Below are 17,518 nucleotides of genomic sequence, written 5' to 3'. Positions count from 1 at the left end.
GCTCGTCCATCGGGGGCCGACTGCAACGGGGGTGACGGGTGATCGACGAACCGGAAGCGCCACACGGCCATCACAAGTCTGGGATCGCCTGGCTCGACCTGGCGCTCGCGCTCTCCGTCCTGGCACTGTCGGGGGCGTCGCTGCTGACCGCGCGGCATACCGGGCACACGATGGAGAAGCTGGTCCAGGAGAACTCCCGACTGGTGCGCGCCAATGCGACGCCCGTGCTTCAGTTCCTCACCGGCAATGTCGATGGCGATCGGCGGGCGCTGACGCTCAGCGTCGCCAACGTCGGCACGGGCACCGCGCGGGTGATCTGGTTCCAGGTCGAGAAGGACGGGGTTCGCCAGACCGACCCGACCGACCTGATCGATTATCAGCCCCGCGCCGAGGAGCAGGACTATCTGCCGACCCGTCCCGTCGGCGGCACCTATTTCCCCGCGGGAGAGACCCGGAATTTCATGATGTGGCGGTATCCGCGCAGCGCGGCGAGCCGCGCGAAATGGGAGGCGTTCGATCAGGCGCGCACGGGCGTGACGGTGTCCGCCTGCTTCTGCTCGGTTTTGGGCGAATGCTGGACGTCGCACCTCGCCGCCGACATGCCGAAGCCGGTCGCCGCCTGCACGATGCAGAATGTCGTGAACTTCAGCGAATCGCCACCGGCAAGCCGCCGCTGATCCGCGATGACCGACGACCGCCTCATCACCCCCGCGCGCCGCGTCGAGGACGTCGACGCGGCGTTGCGCCCCAAGCGGCTCGACGAGTTCGTCGGCCAGGCGGCCGCGCGCGAGAACCTGCGCGTGTTCATCGAGGCCGCGCGGGGCCGGGGCGAGGCGCTCGACCATGTCCTCTTCTTCGGCCCCCCCGGCCTCGGCAAGACCACGCTTGCGCAGATCGTCGCGCGCGAGATGGGGGTGGGGTTCCGCGCCACCTCCGGCCCGGTCATCGCCAAGTCGGGCGATCTCGCCGCGCTGCTGACCAACCTTGAGGACGGCGACGTGCTGTTCATCGACGAGATCCACCGTCTCCAGCCCGCGGTTGAGGAGGTGCTCTACCCGGCGATGGAGGACCGGGCGCTCGATCTGATGATCGGCGAGGGGCCGTCGGCGCGGAGTGTCCGGATCGACCTGCCGCGCTTCACCCTGATCGGTGCGACGACCCGGCAGGGGCTGCTGACGACGCCGCTGCGCGACCGGTTCGGCATCCCGATCCGCCTTCAATTCTACACGGTCGAGGAGCTGACCCGCGTCGTCACCCGCGCAGCCGGGCTGCTCGATCTCGCCGTTACGCCCGATGGAGCGGTCGAGATCGCCCGTCGCGCACGCGGGACTCCCCGGATCGCCGGCCGCCTGCTCCGCCGGGTACGCGATTTCGCCAGCGTCGCCGGAACGCCCGAGGTCGACCGCGCCGCCGCCGATCGCGCGCTGACCCGGCTGGAGGTCGACGCGCTCGGGCTCGACGCGATGGACCGGCGCTACCTGACGATGATCGCCGACATCTATCGCGGCGGTCCCGTCGGCGTGGAGACGCTCGCAGCCGGCCTCAGCGAGCCGCGCGACACGATCGAGGAGGTGATCGAGCCTTACCTGATCCAGCTCGGTCTGGTCGCGCGGACGGCGCGGGGCCGTTGCCTCAACGCCGGCGGCTGGAAGCACCTGGGGCTGAATCCGCCGCCCGGATCGCAGGACGGGCTGTTCGACACCTAACGGCAGAACCCCGCGCGGTCGTCCTCCAGGTGAAGGTGGTTGCGGTGCGCGGCGTTGTAGTCGGGCGACAGCACCGTCCCGAACCGCTTGCAGGCGGATGCGCGGATCGTCTGGAGGAACGCTCGCGTCTGCGCGTCTGGCGAGGTCCAGTCGCTCAGGATCGAGACCCGCCGCCCGTCCTTGAGCACGAACGCGGCCACGTCGATGGCGTTGGCGATCGCATGCCCCGATCGCCGCGCCGTGCCCGCCACGTTGCGGCACGAATAGCTGCCCATGCTCTCGATCTTCGCGAGCTCGCTGCCGAGCATCTGGTACGCCGCCGGAGCGACGGCATTGCGCGCCCACTGCGCATAGGTCCGCGCCTCGCCGCAGCGGACCGCACCGAGATTGGTGGTGGGGACGCCGACATCGAGCAGCTTCACCGTGCCGACGATGGCGCAGCCGGGGCCGAACTGGCGATCGGGCAGGGGTTCGAAATCGACCCCGAACGCGCGCAGGTCCGCCTCGCACATCGCGGTCTCGCGCCTGGACGGGCCCACGACCGGCATGGCGGACGATCGCGAATCGGAGCGCGCAGGTCGCTCCGCTCGCCCGCAGGCCGCGAGCGAGAGCGCCAGCGACACGATCAGGACGACCCTCACCTTACACCCCGTTTCGCGCCGAGGTTGCCGCAGCGCGGCTCGGCTTGTTGCCGTTGGAATCAAGGAAGAAAAGAGGCGCCTCGCGGTTCCCGGGCCGAACGGACACCGCTTTGCGCCTAACCGATCCCGTCCAAAGTCCTTGGTTGCTCCCTCCTGCAACGCCCGCTAGGGGCCGGGACGGGCCACGCGGTCCCAACGCCGCGCGTGCTCTCTGCGAGGAGAGACTGACATGACCGATACTCTGGCGCCCGCCACCGCGGCGGCCGCGAAGCCTGCCGTCAAGCCGGCTCGCCCCCACTTCTCCTCCGGTCCCTGCGCCAAGCCTCCGGGCTGGGACGCGGCGAAGATCGCGACCGCCTCGCTCGGCCGCTCGCATCGCTCGAAGCTCGGCAAGCAGCGGCTGCAATATTGCATCGATCTGATGCGCGAGCTGCTGAAGCTCCCCGACACCCACCGCATCGGCATCGTCCCCGGCTCCGACACCGGCGCGTTCGAGATGGCCATGTGGACGATGCTCGGCGCACGTCCCGTCACCGCGCTCGCCTGGGAGAGTTTCGGCGAGGGCTGGGTGACCGATGCGGTCAAGCAGCTCAAGATCGAGCCGACCGTGCTGCGCGCCGACTACGGACAGCTGCCCGACCTGACGCAGGTTGATTGGTCGAACGACGTGCTGTTCACCTGGAACGGCACCACCTCGGGCGTCCGCGTCCCGAACGGCGACTGGATCGCGGACGGCCGCGAGGGCCTGAGCTTCGCCGACGCGACCTCGGGCGTGTTCGCCTACGACCTGCCGTGGGACAAGATCGATGTCGCCACCTTCTCCTGGCAGAAGGTGCTGGGCGGCGAGGGCGCGCACGGGGTCCTCATCCTCGGCCCGCGCGCGGTCGAGCGGCTGGAGAGCTACACCCCCGCCTGGCCGCTGCCCAAGGTCTTCCGGCTCGTGTCCAAGGGCAAGCTCACCGAGGGCGTGTTCAAGGGCGAGACGATCAACACGCCGTCGATGCTCGCGGTCGAGGATGCGATCTGGTGCCTCGAATGGGCGAAATCGCTGGGCGAGGAGGGGCTGATCGCGCGCTCCGACGCCAACGCCGCTGCGCTCGACCGGATCGTCGCCGAGCGCGACTGGCTCGGCCACCTCGCGGCGGACGAGGCCAGCCGTTCGAAGACCAGCGTCTGCCTGACCGTCGACGCGGACGAAGCGACCATCAAGACGATGGTGTCGCTGCTCGAGAAGGAAGGCGCGGCCCTCGACATCGGCGGCTACCGCGACGCCCCGCCGGGTCTGCGCATCTGGTGCGGCGCGACCGTCGACACCGCGGACATCGAGGCGCTCGGTCCCTGGCTCGACTGGGCCTACGCGGCGGCGAAAGGCTGACGGACCTTCCCTCTCCCCTTCAGGGGAGAGGGTGGCCGAGCCGAAGGCGAGGTCGGGAGAGGGGCAGTCCGCTCCACCGATCCCGCTGCACTTCCCCTCTCCCCGACCCTCTCCCCCTGAAGGGGAGAGGGAGAAGAAGGTCAAACCATGCCCAAAGTCCTCATCTCCGACAAAATGGACCCGCTCGCCGCCCAGATCTTCCGCGAACGCGGGGTCGAGGTCGACGAGATCACCGGCAAGACGCCGGACGAGCTCAAGCGCATCATCGGCCAGTACGACGGCCTCGCCATCCGCAGCTCGACCAAGGTCACGAAGGACATCCTCGAGGCCGCCACCAAGCTGAAGGTCGTCGGCCGCGCCGGGATCGGCGTCGACAACGTCGACATCCCCGCGGCGTCCGCGAAGGGCGTGGTCGTGATGAACACGCCGTTCGGCAACAGCATCACCACCGCCGAACACGCCATCGCGCTGATGTTCGCGCTCGCCCGCCAGCTGCCCGAGGCGGACGCTTCGACCCAGGCGGGGAAGTGGGAGAAGAACCGCTTCATGGGGGTGGAGCTGACCGCAAAGACGCTCGGCCTGATCGGCGCCGGCAACATCGGCTCGATCGTCGCCGACCGTGCGCTCGGCCTCAAGATGAAGGTCGTCGCCTACGATCCGTTCCTGACCGAGGAGCGCGCCGTCGAACTCGGCGTGACCAAGGTGACGCTCGACGAGCTGCTCTCGCGCGCCGATTTCATCACCCTCCACACCCCGCTGACCGATCAGACCCGCAACATCCTCTCCGCCGAGAATCTGGCGAAGACCAAGAAGGGCGTGCGGATCATCAACTGCGCGCGCGGCGGACTGATCGACGAGGCGGCGCTCAAGGCCGGACTCGACAGCGGCCATATCGGCGGGGCGGCGCTCGACGTCTTCGTGAGCGAACCGGCGAAAGAAAGCCCGCTGTTCGGCACCCCGAACTTCGTCTCGACCCCGCACCTCGGCGCGTCGACGACCGAGGCGCAGGTCAACGTCGCGATCCAGGTCGCCGAGCAGATGGCCGATTACCTCATGACCGGCGGCGTCACCAACGCGCTCAACGTGCCGTCGCTCTCTGCGGAGGAAGCGCCCAAGCTCAAGCCGTACATGGCGCTCGCCGAGAAGCTCGGCAGTCTCGTCGGCCAGCTCGCGCACGGCGCGATCCCGCGCATCTCGATCCATGCCGAAGGCGCGGCCGCCGAGCTCAACCCGAAGCCGATCGTCTCGGCGGTGCTCGCGGGCTTCCTCCGCACCCAGACCGCGACGGTCAACATGGTCAACGCTCCCTTCCTGGCGAAGGAGCGCGGTATGGAGGTGCGCGAGATCCGCACCGAGCGGGAAGGGGATTACCACACGCTCGTCCGCGTCGCCGTCAAGACCGACGACGGCGAACGGTCGGTCGCCGGCACTTTGTTCGGCGATCAGGCGCCGCGCCTCGTCGAGCTGTTCGGGATCAAGGTCGAAGCGGACCTCGCCGGCGACATGCTCTACGTCGTCAACGAGGACCGGCCGGGCTTCATCGGCCGCATCGGCACGTTGCTGGGCGAAGCCGGGGTCAACATCGGCACCTTCCATCTCGGCCGCCGCGATGCGGGCGGCGAGGCGGTGCTGCTGCTTTCGGTCGACGAGCCGGTGACGGGCGAACTGCTCGCGAAGGTGCGGGCGCTGCCGGGCGTGAAGACCGCCATGGGGCTGGGGTTCTGAGGGAAGCGATACCATGATCTCCCTCTCCCCGCTTGCGGGGAGAGGGTCGGGGAGAGGGGCAGTGTCGAAGAAGGACCCAACACTCGTGGCGCGCGCCAGACAGATGCGCAGCGAGCCCACCCCCGCGGAGGCGCGTCTCTGGTACCACCTCCGAGCTAAGCGGCTGAACGGGATCAAGTTCGTCCGCCAATCGGTGCGCCGACCATTCATCGCCGACTTCGTGGCGCGAACGCACAAGCTGATCATCGAAACCGACGGCGATACTCATGCGTCCGCACTCGACTATGACGAGCGCCGGTCCGAGCTACTCCGTCGACAAGGCTTCACGATCCTCCGCTTTACAAGGGCCGACGTGATGACGAACGAAACTGCCGTCCTCGAAGCGATCCTCGCCGCGTTGCCCACTGCCCCTCTCCCCGACCCTCTCCCCGCAAGCGGGGAGAGGGAGATTGGTGACCCATGACCCCCCTCCTTCCCTCCGGCTTTGCCGACCGCCTGCCGCCGCATGCCGACATCGCCGCGGCGCTTGAGGCTCGCGTCCTCGCCGCCGCCGCCCTCCACGGCTACGAACGGGTCGATCCGCCGCTCGCCGAATATGCCGATGCGCTCGAGACCCGGCTGAAAGCCGGAGGCCTCCACAACGCCGTCCGCTTCGTCGATCCGGTCAGCCAGCGGACGCTGGCAATTCGGCCCGATCTGACGGCGCAGGTCGCGCGCATCGCGGCGACCCGCATGGCGCATCACCCGCGTCCGGTCCGGCTCAGCTACGCCGGCGCCGTCCTGAAGCTGCGCGCCTCCGAGCTCGCCCCCGCCCGCGAGACGCGGCAGATCGGGTGCGAGCTGATCGGGCTGGACTCGGTCGCAGCCGCGCGCGAGATCGTCACCGTCGCGATCGAGGCGCTGGCGGCGGCGGGGGCGAACGGGGTGTCGATCGACTTCACGCTTCCAGACCTCGTCGACACGCTCGCCGCGGGTGCGCTCCCGGTCGGCGACGTGGCGGGCTTGCGCGACCGGCTCGACGCCAAGGACGCGGGCGCGGTCGCCGCGCTCGCACCCGATTACCTGCCGCTGATCGAGGCGGCAGGGCCCTTCGATCAGTCGGTCGCCCGCTTGCGCGCGTTTGACACCGCTGGCGCGCTCGCGTCGCGGCTCGACGGGCTCGCGACGATCGCCGAGACCCTGGGCGACCGCGTCTCGCTGACCCTCGACCCGACCGAGCGCCACGGCTTCGAATACCAGAGCTGGCTCGGCTTCTCGCTCTTCGCCCGTGGCACGACGCGCGAGGTCGGGCGGGGCGGAACCTATACGATCCTGCACGAGGACGGGCGCGAGGAGCCGGCGACCGGCTTCTCGCTGTTCGCCGATGCATTCGGCGTCGATGCCGCGCGCGAACGCCGCCGCGTGTTCCTGCCCTATGGCGTGTCGCCGGCGCAGGGATCGTCGCTGCGCGGTGAGGGCTGGGTCACGGTCGCCGCGCTCGATCCCGGCGACACGCCGGAGGCCCAGCTCTGCACGGACGTGTGGCGGGACGGTCGAGTGACCGCCGCCTGAGCGGCGTCAGGTCGAGGTGCTCGATGCGCCATCGCGTCCGCTGAAACGCCGAGCAGGTTGACCGCGAACCGGCGCGCCGTAGAACCCGCGGTCTCCTCCTCGGCTCGAAGGACGCGCCGCGCCGTGACCGATCCCGAGCCGCCGCCGGCGACGACCTTCACCGCCTCCGAGGGTCTCGCCTCCTGGATGCGCGCGCGCGATCTCAGCATCGCCTTCACGTCCTATCAGTTCGGCGAGCTCGTGATGGCAGGCGTCGCGCCCGCGGGAGACGTGGTGTTCAGCCGCCAGCAATTCGGCCGTGCGGCGGGCCTGAGCTACCGGGCCGGGCGGCTCCACCTGGGCGGGATCTTCCAGCTTTGGCGGCTGGAGAATGCGTTGCGCCCCGGCGAGACCAAGGGCATCCACGACGCGGTGTTCGTGCCGCGCAATGCGTCGATCACCGGCGACATCGCCGTCCACGAGATCGGCGTCACCGCGGACGGCAAGCCGCTGATGGTCAACACCAACTACAATTGCCTCTGCACGCTCGATCCGGTTCACAGCTTCCGCCCGACCTGGACACCGCCGTTCATCTCCGCGGTCGTCGGTGAGGACCGCTGCCACCTGAACGGGCTGGCCATGGACAAGAGCCGCCCACGCTATGTCACGATGCTGAGCGACGACGACACGAAGGACGGCTGGCGCAAGCGGCCCCGCGGGGGCGTGCTGATGGACGTCGAGACGCAGAAGGTCGTCGTGGCCGAAAGGGCGATGCCGCACAGCCCGCGCGTCGCCGGCGGCGCGCTCTACCTCCTCGAGAGCGGGCGCGGGATGATCCTGCGGGTCGATCCGAGGAGCGGCGTGGCAACCGAGCTTGCCTTCTGCCCCGGCTTCCTGCGCGGCCTGACGATCGTCGGCGACCATGCGCTCGTGACGATCTCCCGGCCGTCGCGCGCGAGCTTCTGGCCTCATGCGATCGAAGACGCGCTGACCGCGCGCGGCGTCGCGCCATGGAGCGGCGTGCTGGTCGTGGATCTCAACGCCGGCGACATCCTCCACTGGATTCGGGTCGAGGGAGTCACGACCCAGCTGTTCGACGTCGTCGCGCTGCCCGGCATCGCCTGTCCGACGATGGTCGGCCCGCAGGACATGCGGACCGAGATCAGCTTCGACCCGACCGCCTTGTCCGCGAAGCGCCGGCGGCCGCTTCGTTGAAGATGAGCGACATCGGGCGAGCGGGCGGCCCTGACCGCCTTGCCCCGCGCGCGCCCAGCCGCCAAAGCGCGCGCGAACCAGGAGCATCTGAATGGCCAATGTCGCGGTGATCGGCGCCCAGTGGGGCGACGAGGGGAAGGGCAAGATCGTCGATTGGCTGGCCGAACGCGCCGACTTGGTCGTGCGCTTCCAGGGCGGCCATAACGCCGGTCATACGCTCGTCGTCGGCGACAAGACCTACAAATTGTCGCTGCTTCCCTCGGGGATCGTCCGAGGCACCTCCTCGGTGATCGGCAACGGCGTCGTCCTCGACCCTTGGGCGCTCCGCGACGAGATCGCCCGGCTGGGCGAACAGGGCGTCGTCGCGACCCCCGACGTGCTGCGCATCGCCGACACCTGCGCGCTGATCCTGCCCTTCCACCGCGACCTCGACGGGCTGCGCGAGGACGCGAGCGGCGCGGGCAAGATCGGCACGACGCGGCGCGGGATCGGCCCGGCCTACGAAGACAAGGTCGGCCGTCGCGCGATCCGCGTCTGCGACCTGGCTCATCTCGACGCGCTGGGGCCGCAGCTCGATCGGCTCACCGCGCATCACGACGCGCTGCGCGCCGGCTTCGGCGAGCCGCCGATCGACCGCGAGCGGCTCCTGGCCGATCTGCGCGAGATCGCCGATTTCGTCCTTCCCTTCGCCAAGCCCGTCTGGCGCGACCTCAACGAGGCGAAGGCGCGCGGACGGCGCATCCTGTTCGAGGGCGCGCAGGGCGTGCTGCTAGACATCGATCACGGCACCTATCCGTTCGTCACCTCGTCGAACACGATCGCGGGGACCGCGGCGGGCGGTTCGGGGCTCGGCCCGGCGGCGGTCGGCTTCGTGCTCGGGATCGCCAAGGCTTATACGACGCGGGTCGGCTCCGGGCCGTTCCCGACCGAACTCGACGACGAGATCGGCGAGCGGCTGGGTGTGCGCGGGCACGAATTCGGCACCGTCACCGGGCGCAAGCGGCGCTGTGGCTGGTTCGATGCGGTGCTGCTGCGGCAGTCGGTTGCGGTCGGTGGGGTCACCGGCATCGCGCTGACGAAGATCGACGTGCTCGACGGCTTCGACGAGGTGAAGGTCTGCATCGGTTACCGCCTGAACGGTGTCGACCTGGACTACTTCCCCGCGCACGCCGCCGATCAGGCGGCGGTGGAGCCGATCTACGAAACCATCCCCGGCTGGTCGCAATCGACCGCCGGGGCGCGGAGCTGGGCGGAGCTGCCGGCGGCCGCCATCAAATATATCCGCCGCGTCGAGGAGCTGATCCGCTGCCCCGTGACATTGGTCTCGACCAGCCCGGAACGCGACGACACCATCCTGGTGCGCGACCCGTTCGCGGACTGATCGAGGATCACATCAGCGCGGCGGCATCGTCGAGTTCGGCGTCATCGTCCCGTTCGGCATCGACATGTCGTTCATCATGCCTTCGTCCGAGGTGTTCATCGGCGTCGAGGGATCGTTGGACGGGGTCGTGTTCGTCGCCGCCATGTTGTTCATCGTCGTCGAGGACGAATGGGTCGTCTTCGCGATCGCGGCGGTGGAAATCGCCATCAGGGCGACGCAGCCGAGGGTCTTGAGCTTCATGAGTGTTCTCCCGAAGTGAGCCGGCGACGCCGGCGAGGTTGAGGCGCGGTTCAGGACCGCGGCGGGGCGGTCGCGGGCGTCACCGGAGATCCGGTCTCCTGCGTCGCGGTGAAACCGTCAGTGGTGTCGGTCATGGTCGAATTGGGGATCGGCCCCGTCTTCGACGCGGCGGTGCGCTCGGCCGCGGACGCCGCCCGGCGGTCCGCGTCCGCGGCGCGGCGCGCGTCGGCATTGCGCTGATCGGTCGACGTATTGGCGCGGTCGATGGGATTGGGGGGCAGCAGGACGCTGCGGCCCGCGGATTGCGCCTGCGCCAGAGAGGGCAGGGCGAGCAACACGGCGGCGGAAACGAGACGCATGGGACCCTCCTACAACGCGAAGGAGACTCCGGGCCGAAGGGAAAGGTTCCGGTTACCGTGCCCGATCAGCCGCACTGTGCCCGGTGCAGGAGGAACTGATCGGCCAGCACCAGCGCGACCATCGCCTCGACGACGGGGACGCCGCGGATGCCGACGCAGGGATCGTGGCGGCCCCTGGTGGCGATCTCGGTGGCCTCGCCGTCGCGGGTGATCGTCTCGACCGGAGTCAGGATCGAGCTGGTCGGCTTGAACGCGACCCGCACCCGGATCGGCTGTCCGGTCGCGATCCCGCCCGCGATCCCGCCGGCGTGGTTGGCCAGGAACTGCGGCCCGGCCGCGCCGGGGCGCATCGGATCCGCATTCGCTTCGCCCGACAGCGCCGCCGCCGCGAAGCCATCGCCGATCTCGATGCCTTTCACCGCATTGATCCCCATGCAGGCGGCCGCAAGCTCGGCGTCGAGCTTGGCGTAGAGTGGGGCGCCCCAGCCGGCGGGAACCCCGGTCGCCTCGCACGCGACCAGCGCGCCGAGCGACGACCCGGCCTTGCGCGCGGCGTCGACCTTCGCCTCCCACCGTTCTGCGGCAACCGGATCGGGGCAGAAGAAGGGGTTGGCGTCGATCACGGCATCGTCGAACCTGTCAGGGTCGATCGCATCGCCCCCGATCGCCTCGACCCAGGCGCGGATGCGGACCTGCGGGATCACGAGCCGCGCCACCGCCCCGGCGGCGACCCGCGCCGCGGTCTCGCGGGCGGACGAGCGTCCGCCGCCGCGATAGTCGCGGACGCCGTATTTGGCGTCATAGGCGTAGTCGGCGTGCCCCGGGCGATAGGCGGAGGCGACGTCGGAATAATCTTTCGACCGCTGGTCGACATTCTCGATCATCAGGCTGATCGGGGTGCCGGTCGTCCGCCCCTCGAACACGCCGGAGAGGATGCGGACCTGGTCGGGCTCGCGCCGCTGCGTGGTGAAGCGCGAGGTGCCGGGCCGTCGCCGATCGAGCCACGGCTGGATGTCCGCGTCCGAGAGGGCGATCCCCGGCGGGCAGCCGTCCACCACCGCGCCGAGCGCAGGTCCGTGCGATTCGCCCCAAGTGGTGAAGCGGAAGGCGTGTCCGAAGGTGTTCCAGGACATCAGGCCAGCGCGATGTCCGGCGCGTCCTCCGCCTTCATGCCGATGACGTTGTAGCCGGCGTCGACGTGGTGGACCTCGCCGGTCACCCCGCTCGCCAGGTCGCTCAGCAGGTAGAGGCCGGCACCACCGACGTCCTCGATCGTGACGTTGCGCTTGAGCGGCGAGTTCAGTTCGTTCCACTTCAGAATTAGCCGGAAATCGCCGATCCCGCTCGCCGCGAGCGTCTTGATCGGCCCGGCCGAGATCGCGTTGACGCGGATATTGTCGCGGCCCAGATCGACCGCGAGATACTGGACGCTCGTCTCGAGCGCCGCCTTCGCCACGCCCATGACGTTGTAGTGCGGGATCACCTTCTCGGCGCCGTAATAGCTGAGCGTCAGCAGCGAACCGCCCTCGGGCATCATCCTGGCGGCGCGCTGGCACACCGCGACGAACGAATAGACGCTGATGTTCATGGTCATCAGGAAATTGTCGAGGCTGGTGTCGACATACTTCCCGCGAAGCTCGTTCTTGTCGGAGAAGCCGATCGCGTGGACGACGAAATCGATCGTCGGCCACTCCGCCGTCAGGGCCGCAAACGTCGCGTCGAGCGCCGCCATGTCCGACACGTCGCACTCGAACAGCCGCGCGACGCCCAGCTGCTCGGCGAGCGGGCGGACCCGCTTCTCCATCATCTCGCCCTGGTAGCTGAACGCGAGCTCGGCCCCGGCCTCCGACAGATGCTTGGCGATGCCCCAGGCCAGCGACTTGTCGTTGGCGAGCCCCATGATCAGCCCGCGCTTGCCTGCCATTAGAGCCTTCACGCCGCCGTCGCCTCCTTCTTCGTCCCGGGCGCATGCTCTTGCCCCAGCTCGGGCGGTTCCGCCAGCGCCGCGTTCAGATGCGCGCCGAAGACCATCCCCAGACCGATCAGATAGAAGAACAGCAGCATCACAACCACACCCGCCAGGCTGCCATAGGTCAGATCATATCCACCCAATTGCGACAGGACCAGCGGGAGCCCCGCCGTCATCCCGACCCACCAGAGCGCGGTGAACAGCGCGCCCGGCCATTTGCGCGCGGTCGAATAGCGGTATTTCGACGGCGTGACGAAGTAGAACAAGGCGTAGAGCGCGGCGAACATGATCGCACCCGGGATCAGGCGCGAAAGGCCGATCCAGCCGGCGAGCCCTTGGGCCCAGGGCAGCAGGCGATAGACGAACTGCTCCGCGGCCACGAGCACGCCCTGGATCAGGAACGAGATCAGCGCGAGGATCACGGACGTGACGATCGCCAGGCTGAGGCCGAGGCGGGCCCGCCACATCGGCGTCTTGCTCTTGGTGCCATAGGCGCGGCGGAAGATGTCGCGGATCGTCTCAACGAAGCTGCCGACCGTCCACAGCCCGACCAGCGCGCCCAGCCACAGCAGCGACCCGGTGCGGGCATGGAGCACATCGGCGAGCGGTTTGCGCAGCAGGTCGGCGACGTTGGGCGGCAGGACATGGAGGAAGGCGACCACCGCGCGCTGGGTCTCGGTGGTCTGCCCAAGGATCGACAGCGTCGCCGCGGCGACGATGAAGAACGGAAACACCGTCATCAGCGCCAGATAGGCGAGGTTGCCGGCGTGGATGAAACCGTCGTTGTAGACGCCCAGACCGGCACGCTTGAACACCTCGAACAGGAAGCTGCCTGGCCTGACCTTGGCGAGCTGGCGGTCGAGCCGAATGCGGCCGCGTGCCAGATGGTGCGCGCGGTCTTCCGGTGTCAGCGCCAGCTCGGCGTCGGTCATGCTCGTTCCCCTGCGGGACGTCAGACGCCCATCGCCGCGCGGGGGTTCCCGTCAACCGGTTGCCACCCCTCGACAAAATCGCGCAGCGCCGCATCTTCGGGCGGAATGGCGATCATCAGCGTCACGAGCTGATCGCCCCGACCGCCACCCTTGGCGTGAAAGCCCTTGCCCTTCAGACGGAGGACCTTGCCGGAGGAGGAGCCGGGCGGGACGGTCAGCATCACCGGCTTCTCGACGGTCGGGACCTTGACCGCGCCGCCCTTCACGGCCTCCGTGAGCGAGATCGGCAGATCGACACGGACGTCATCGCCGTCGCGCGTGAAGAAGCGGTGGCCGTCCACCTCGATCGTCACGATCGCGTCGCCGGCGCCGCCCGGCCCGGGCTCGCCCTTGCCGGCGAGCTTCATCTGGGTGCCGCTGTCCACTCCGGCGGGCAGCTTGAGGTCGATCGTCTTGCCGTCGGCCAACGTCACCCGCTGCGGCGCGAGGGTCGCGGCGTCGACGAACGGGACGCGCAGGCTGTAGGCGACGTTCGCGCCCTTCGCCGGCGGGCCGCGGCGGCCGAACCCGCCCGAGAAGCCGCCGCCGCCGCGCCGCGCGGCGCCGCCGAGCAGATCCTCGAAGATGTCGGAGATGTCGGCGCCTTCACCACCGAACCCGAACTCCTGCGCGCGGAAGCCGCCGCCGCCGTTGCGCGGGCGAGCACCGCCGCCGCCGAACCCCGCCCCGAACGGCGCGGCCGGGTTGCCGTCGCCGTCGATCTCGCCGCGGTCGAAGCGCGCGCGCTTGTCGGCGTCGGAAAGCAGGTCGTAGGCGTTCGTCACCTGGCTGAACCGCTCGGACGCCTTCGGATTGTCCTTGTTGCGATCGGGATGCAGCTCCTTGGCGAGCTTGCGATACGCCTTCTTGATGTCCGCCTCGGTCGCGGTGCGCGCGACGCCGAGCGTGGAGTAAGGATCAGCGGCCATCGAATCCCCAAGTCGAGTGTGTTAGTCGGATAGATGGGGCGGGAGCAGGGCGAACGCAATCGCCTCGACCCTCAGCCCGGCTCCACGGGCGCGACGTCGACGCTGACGCTCATCTCCTGCGCGCCGGCGCCGAGCACGACGCCGTCGACCGGCGCGATCTCCCCGTAATCGCGGCCGACCGCGATGACGATGTGGTCGCCCGCCATCCAGATGCCGTTGGTCGGATCGACGCCGACCCAGCCGCGCTCGACGCCGCACCACAGAAGCACCCAGGCATGGGTCGCGTCCGCGCCGACCAGCCGCTCCTGGCCGGGCGGCGGAATGGTGCGGATATAGCCGGAGGCGTAGGCGGCGGGCAGCCCGGCGGCGCGCAGCCCCGTCAGCATGATCTGCGCGAAATCCTGGCAGACGCCGCGGCGCTTGGCGAACGCCTCGTGCGGGGGGGTGTCGACCAGGGTCGCCGTCCCGTCGAATTCGAACTCGTGCTGGATCCGCCAGGCCAGGGCGATCGCGGCTTCGAGCGCGCCGCGATCCGGATCGAGATCGGGCGCGCACCAATCGGCGATGTCGCGGTCGAGCGGGATCAGCGGCGAGGGGTAGAGGTAGGCCGCGGGACACGCGGGCGACAGCTCGCGGCTCGCCCGCGCCTGCTCGGCGATGCTGGCGAGCGTCGGGTCGCTCGGGTCGGGGACGGGGACGAGCCGGTCGACGACGACGCGGCTGCGGCTGTCGATCGTCAGCGAGCGTACCGGCTCGTCCACCACCAGCCGGGTGACGTGCGCCAGTCCCGCCTCGGCATGGGCGGGCTGGCACCGGCCGGCGGGTGATACGGCGAGCGAATAGTCCTCGACCCGCTGCCCCGGCCAGTCGATCGGCTGGAGCCGCAGGTTGCAGCGCGCGAAGCGGACCTGGGTGCCATAATCGAAGCGGGTGACGTGCCGGATGTCGTAGATCATGCCCCCACCCTCACGCGAGCGTCAGCCCGCCGGCGCGCAGCGGCTCCGCGCCCTGGAGGAAATACCGCCGCGCGATCGCGTTCGAGAGCGTGCCGAGCCCCGCCTCGATCTCCCACAGGCGCGCGGCGTCGAGGGTCGTCGCTGTCGCGGTCGCGAGCATCGCCGCCAGCGCCGCGCCGAGCGCCTGCTGGTCCTCCGCCATGCCATCGTCGGCGAGCACGGGCAGCGCCGCGAGATGCGCGTTGATCGTCTCCACCGCGCTTGCGACCGAGCGCGGGTTGCCGGGATCCAGCGCGATCAGGTCGACAACGGGCACGCGCGCCAGCCCCGTCAGATAGCGCTGGCGATAGCTGATCTGGCTGTCGGCCAGATCGAGCAGGGTGGACAGGTCGTCGAGCGTCGCGTCGGCCATTCCGAATTGCGCCGCCGCGCGGACGATCGCCAGCGCGCGTTCGACCCGCCGGCCGAGGTCGAGGAAGCGCCACGAAGCGGTGCGCGTCATATGCTCCGCCGACAGCCCCGCGAGCGCGGCGTACCGGCGCTGGAGCGAGCCGGCGCGGTCGAGCATCCCGCGCGTGGTGGGGAAGGGCGCGTCGAGCAGCCGGATCATGTCCGCCGACAGCCGGTCGCGCGAACCCTCGCCGATCCGCCGCGCATGGCGGTTGATCGCGGCGACCGACTGCCACTCGGGCGATTCCATCGCGGTCCGCGCGAGCTGGAGGAGGTCGACGCGCCGGGCGGAGGGCGGGGCGGGCGCCGCGCCCTGCGCGACGACCAGGCCGACGAGGCGAGCGACGGTGGTCGCCGACAGCGCCGCGCCGCCGTCGGCGTCGATCGAATTGCCGAGCATGACCCGCAGGATCGCCAGCAGCGCCTCGCCGCGCTCCAGATAGCGGCCGAGCCAGAAGAAATTGTCGGCGACGCGGCTGGGCAGGGTTCCCGGATTGCGGCGGACCTGGACGCTGTCGACCCGCGGCAGCAGCGAGACCGGCGCGACCGCCTGCGCGCCGTGGATGCAGACGTCCGCGGACCACGCGCCCTCGCCCATCACCGCGGCCCGCGGATCGGGGTCCTCGCCGATTCGCGCGAAACCGCCGGGGAGGACCGTCCACGTACCGTCGGGTGAACGTGCCGCGAACACGCGCAGGGTGAAGGGGCGCGGCTCCAGCCGGTCGCCGATCACCACCGGCATCGTCGACAGGCGGACGATCTCCTGCCCGACATAGTCCTGCGGGCGGCGCGCGAGATCGGCGAGGAGCGCCGCGCGGCGATCGGGCGTGAGGTCGAGGCCCGCGACAGGCCTGCCCTCGGGCAATCCGAGCGGCGTCTCGCCGAAGGCCGGACCGACGAGCAGCGAATCCAGTTCCGCGATCACCTGGTCGCGCGGACCCGGCTGCGCGCACCACCAGGTCGCGATGTTGGGCAGGATCAGCCCCTCGCCGGTGAGGCGGACGCAGAGCCGCGGCAGGAACGCGGACCAGGCGGTCGCCTCGAGCACGCCGGCCCCGGGCGAATTCGAGAGGACGACGTTGCCCGCGGCATAAGCGTCGATCAGCCCCGGCACCCCGATCTGCGAGTGCGAATCGAACGCCAGCGGGTCGAGCAGCCGCGGATCGACCCGCCGCCACAAGGCATCGATCCGCTTCAGCCCGGCGATGGTGCGGACGTATAATTTGTCGTCGAGCGCGGCGAGATCCGCCCCCTCGACCAGCAGGAACCCGAGATAGCGCGCGAGATGCGCCTGTTCGGCGTAGCTGGGGTTCCAGCGCCCCGGCGTCAGCAGCCCGATCCGCGGCTCCGCGCGCTTGCACACCGCGGCGAGGCCGTCGCGGAAGGCGGCGAAGAACGGCGCGTGGCGATGGACGTTGAGCCGGTCCTGCAACCCGCCGAGCGCGCGCGCGAGCGCCAGCCGGTTCTCCAGCGCATAGCCCGCGCCGGTCGGGGCGCGGAGGTGGTCCGCGAGCACGCGCCATTCGCCGTCCGGACCGCGGCCCAGGTCGAACGCGACGAAGTGGAGGTGACACCCTCCCGGCGGCTGGATCCGCGTCATCGGCCGCAGGAACAGCGGGCTGCCGGTCACCAGCGCCGCGGGGACCAGGCCGCGCTCGACGAGGTGGCCAGGGCCGTAGAGATCGTCCAGGATCAGTTCGAGCAGCCGCGCGCGCTGGACCGCGCCGCGCGCGATCCGCTCCCACTCGCGCTCCGCCAGCAGCAGCGGGACGGGGGAGAGCGGCCATGGCCGCTCCTCCGCCTCGCCGATGACGCGAAAGCCCGTGCCGATGTCGATCGCCTGCCGTCCGACCCGCTCGCGCGCATGGGCGAGATCGTCGCCGGTCGCCAGCGCGAGCTCCTCGAACATCGCCTCCCAAGCGGGATCCTGCGCCTCGGCAAGCACGTCGCCGCGGACGCCGCGTGCGCGGTAATCGGCGATCCAGCGCCGTGCGTGGCTGAGCGGATCGAGAAGGGGCGCGGTCGCCATCGCTGTGCTCGTGTCCCCCGCCCCCACCGCGCGTAGCTTCAC

Annotated in this window: 17 protein-coding genes; 8 read left to right on the top strand and 9 right to left on the bottom strand. The window is 70.1% G+C overall.

From position 1 onward, the window contains the following. Window positions 1–38: 38 nt before the first annotated feature. Both AC4GYY_RS05210 and ruvB read left to right on the top strand, forming a co-directional pair. Window positions 39–677 (top strand): hypothetical protein, encoded by a 639-nt coding sequence (locus tag AC4GYY_RS05210; RefSeq protein WP_491119153.1) that lies wholly within the window; start codon window positions 39–41, stop codon window positions 675–677. Window positions 678–683: 6 nt separating this feature from the next. Beyond that, entirely contained in the window at window positions 684–1,706 is a 1,023-nt protein-coding gene (gene ruvB, locus AC4GYY_RS05205; RefSeq protein WP_491119152.1) for a Holliday junction branch migration DNA helicase RuvB, read from the top strand. Here ruvB and AC4GYY_RS05200 read toward each other — a convergent pair. After that, the gene (locus tag AC4GYY_RS05200) at window positions 1,703–2,347 is read right to left on the bottom strand and encodes an extensin family protein (protein WP_491119151.1); all 645 of its coding nucleotides are present in this window, start codon (window positions 2,345–2,347) and stop codon (window positions 1,703–1,705) included. The genes ruvB and AC4GYY_RS05200 overlap by 4 nt on opposite strands. A 229-nt stretch (window positions 2,348–2,576) precedes the next feature. Here AC4GYY_RS05200 and AC4GYY_RS05195 point away from each other — a divergent pair, with 229 nt between their 5' ends. The 6 genes from AC4GYY_RS05195 (at window position 2,577) to AC4GYY_RS05170 (ending at window position 9,573) form a co-directional block, all read left to right on the top strand. After that, window positions 2,577–3,722, top strand: coding sequence for a phosphoserine transaminase (locus AC4GYY_RS05195; protein ID WP_491119150.1), 1,146 nt, complete (start codon window positions 2,577–2,579; stop codon window positions 3,720–3,722). A 147-nt stretch (window positions 3,723–3,869) separates the two neighbouring features. Beyond that, complete coding sequence (serA, locus tag AC4GYY_RS05190) at window positions 3,870–5,447, top strand: phosphoglycerate dehydrogenase (RefSeq protein WP_491119149.1); 1,578 nt, start codon at window positions 3,870–3,872, stop codon at window positions 5,445–5,447. Window positions 5,448–5,460: 13 nt separating this feature from the next. Then, complete coding sequence (locus AC4GYY_RS05185; protein WP_491119148.1) at window positions 5,461–5,910, top strand: endonuclease domain-containing protein; 450 nt, start codon at window positions 5,461–5,463, stop codon at window positions 5,908–5,910. Next, window positions 5,907–6,998, top strand: coding sequence for an ATP phosphoribosyltransferase regulatory subunit (locus tag AC4GYY_RS05180; RefSeq protein WP_491119147.1), 1,092 nt, complete (start codon window positions 5,907–5,909; stop codon window positions 6,996–6,998). The genes AC4GYY_RS05185 and AC4GYY_RS05180 overlap by 4 nt, the downstream gene beginning before the upstream one ends. A 123-nt stretch (window positions 6,999–7,121) precedes the next feature. After that, on the top strand, window positions 7,122–8,192 hold the full coding sequence (locus tag AC4GYY_RS05175) for a TIGR03032 family protein (RefSeq protein ID WP_491119146.1): 1,071 nt from the start codon (window positions 7,122–7,124) through the stop codon (window positions 8,190–8,192). Between the two features lie 91 nt (window positions 8,193–8,283). Then, window positions 8,284–9,573, top strand: a complete 1,290-nt coding sequence (locus AC4GYY_RS05170; protein WP_491119145.1) for an adenylosuccinate synthase — start codon at window positions 8,284–8,286, stop codon at window positions 9,571–9,573. A gap of 12 nt (window positions 9,574–9,585) precedes the next feature. Here the strand turns inward: AC4GYY_RS05170 and AC4GYY_RS05165 are convergent, their stop codons facing one another. The 8 genes from AC4GYY_RS05165 to AC4GYY_RS05130 all read right to left on the bottom strand — a co-directional run bounded on the left by AC4GYY_RS05165 (window position 9,586) and on the right by AC4GYY_RS05130 (window position 17,476). Beyond that, window positions 9,586–9,813, bottom strand: coding sequence for a hypothetical protein (locus AC4GYY_RS05165; protein WP_491119144.1), 228 nt, complete (start codon window positions 9,811–9,813; stop codon window positions 9,586–9,588). A gap of 50 nt (window positions 9,814–9,863) precedes the next feature. Further along, a complete protein-coding gene (locus AC4GYY_RS05160; RefSeq protein ID WP_491119143.1) occupies window positions 9,864–10,172 on the bottom strand; it encodes a hypothetical protein in 309 nt (102 codons plus the stop codon). A 65-nt stretch (window positions 10,173–10,237) separates the two neighbouring features. Continuing rightward, window positions 10,238–11,305: a chorismate synthase gene (gene aroC / locus AC4GYY_RS05155; protein ID WP_491119142.1), complete on the bottom strand. Its 1,068-nt coding sequence runs from the start codon at window positions 11,303–11,305 to the stop codon at window positions 10,238–10,240. Then, window positions 11,305–12,108, bottom strand: a complete 804-nt coding sequence (gene fabI / locus AC4GYY_RS05150) for an enoyl-ACP reductase FabI (RefSeq protein WP_491119141.1) — start codon at window positions 12,106–12,108, stop codon at window positions 11,305–11,307. Before fabI ends, aroC begins: the two co-directional genes overlap by 1 nt. Beyond that, window positions 12,105–13,073 carry a YihY/virulence factor BrkB family protein gene (locus tag AC4GYY_RS05145; RefSeq protein ID WP_491119140.1) on the bottom strand — a complete coding sequence of 323 codons (969 nt, stop codon included), beginning with the start codon at window positions 13,071–13,073 and terminating at the stop codon, window positions 12,105–12,107. Before AC4GYY_RS05145 ends, fabI begins: the two co-directional genes overlap by 4 nt. 20 nt (window positions 13,074–13,093) lie before the next feature. Continuing rightward, window positions 13,094–14,041, bottom strand: a complete 948-nt coding sequence (locus tag AC4GYY_RS05140; protein ID WP_491119139.1) for a DnaJ C-terminal domain-containing protein — start codon at window positions 14,039–14,041, stop codon at window positions 13,094–13,096. A gap of 71 nt (window positions 14,042–14,112) precedes the next feature. Beyond that, entirely contained in the window at window positions 14,113–14,997 is an 885-nt protein-coding gene (locus tag AC4GYY_RS05135) for a transglutaminase family protein (protein WP_491119138.1), read from the bottom strand. 10 nt (window positions 14,998–15,007) lie between these two features. Beyond that, window positions 15,008–17,476 (bottom strand): circularly permuted type 2 ATP-grasp protein, encoded by a 2,469-nt coding sequence (locus AC4GYY_RS05130; RefSeq protein ID WP_491119137.1) that lies wholly within the window; start codon window positions 17,474–17,476, stop codon window positions 15,008–15,010. Between the last annotated feature and the right edge of the window lie 42 nt (window positions 17,477–17,518).

It is taken from the genome of Sphingomonas sp. SP6 (assembly GCF_058313435.1).
The sequence above is the reverse complement of the archived record's forward strand: the minus strand, read 5'-3'. Positions and strand labels throughout refer to the sequence as shown.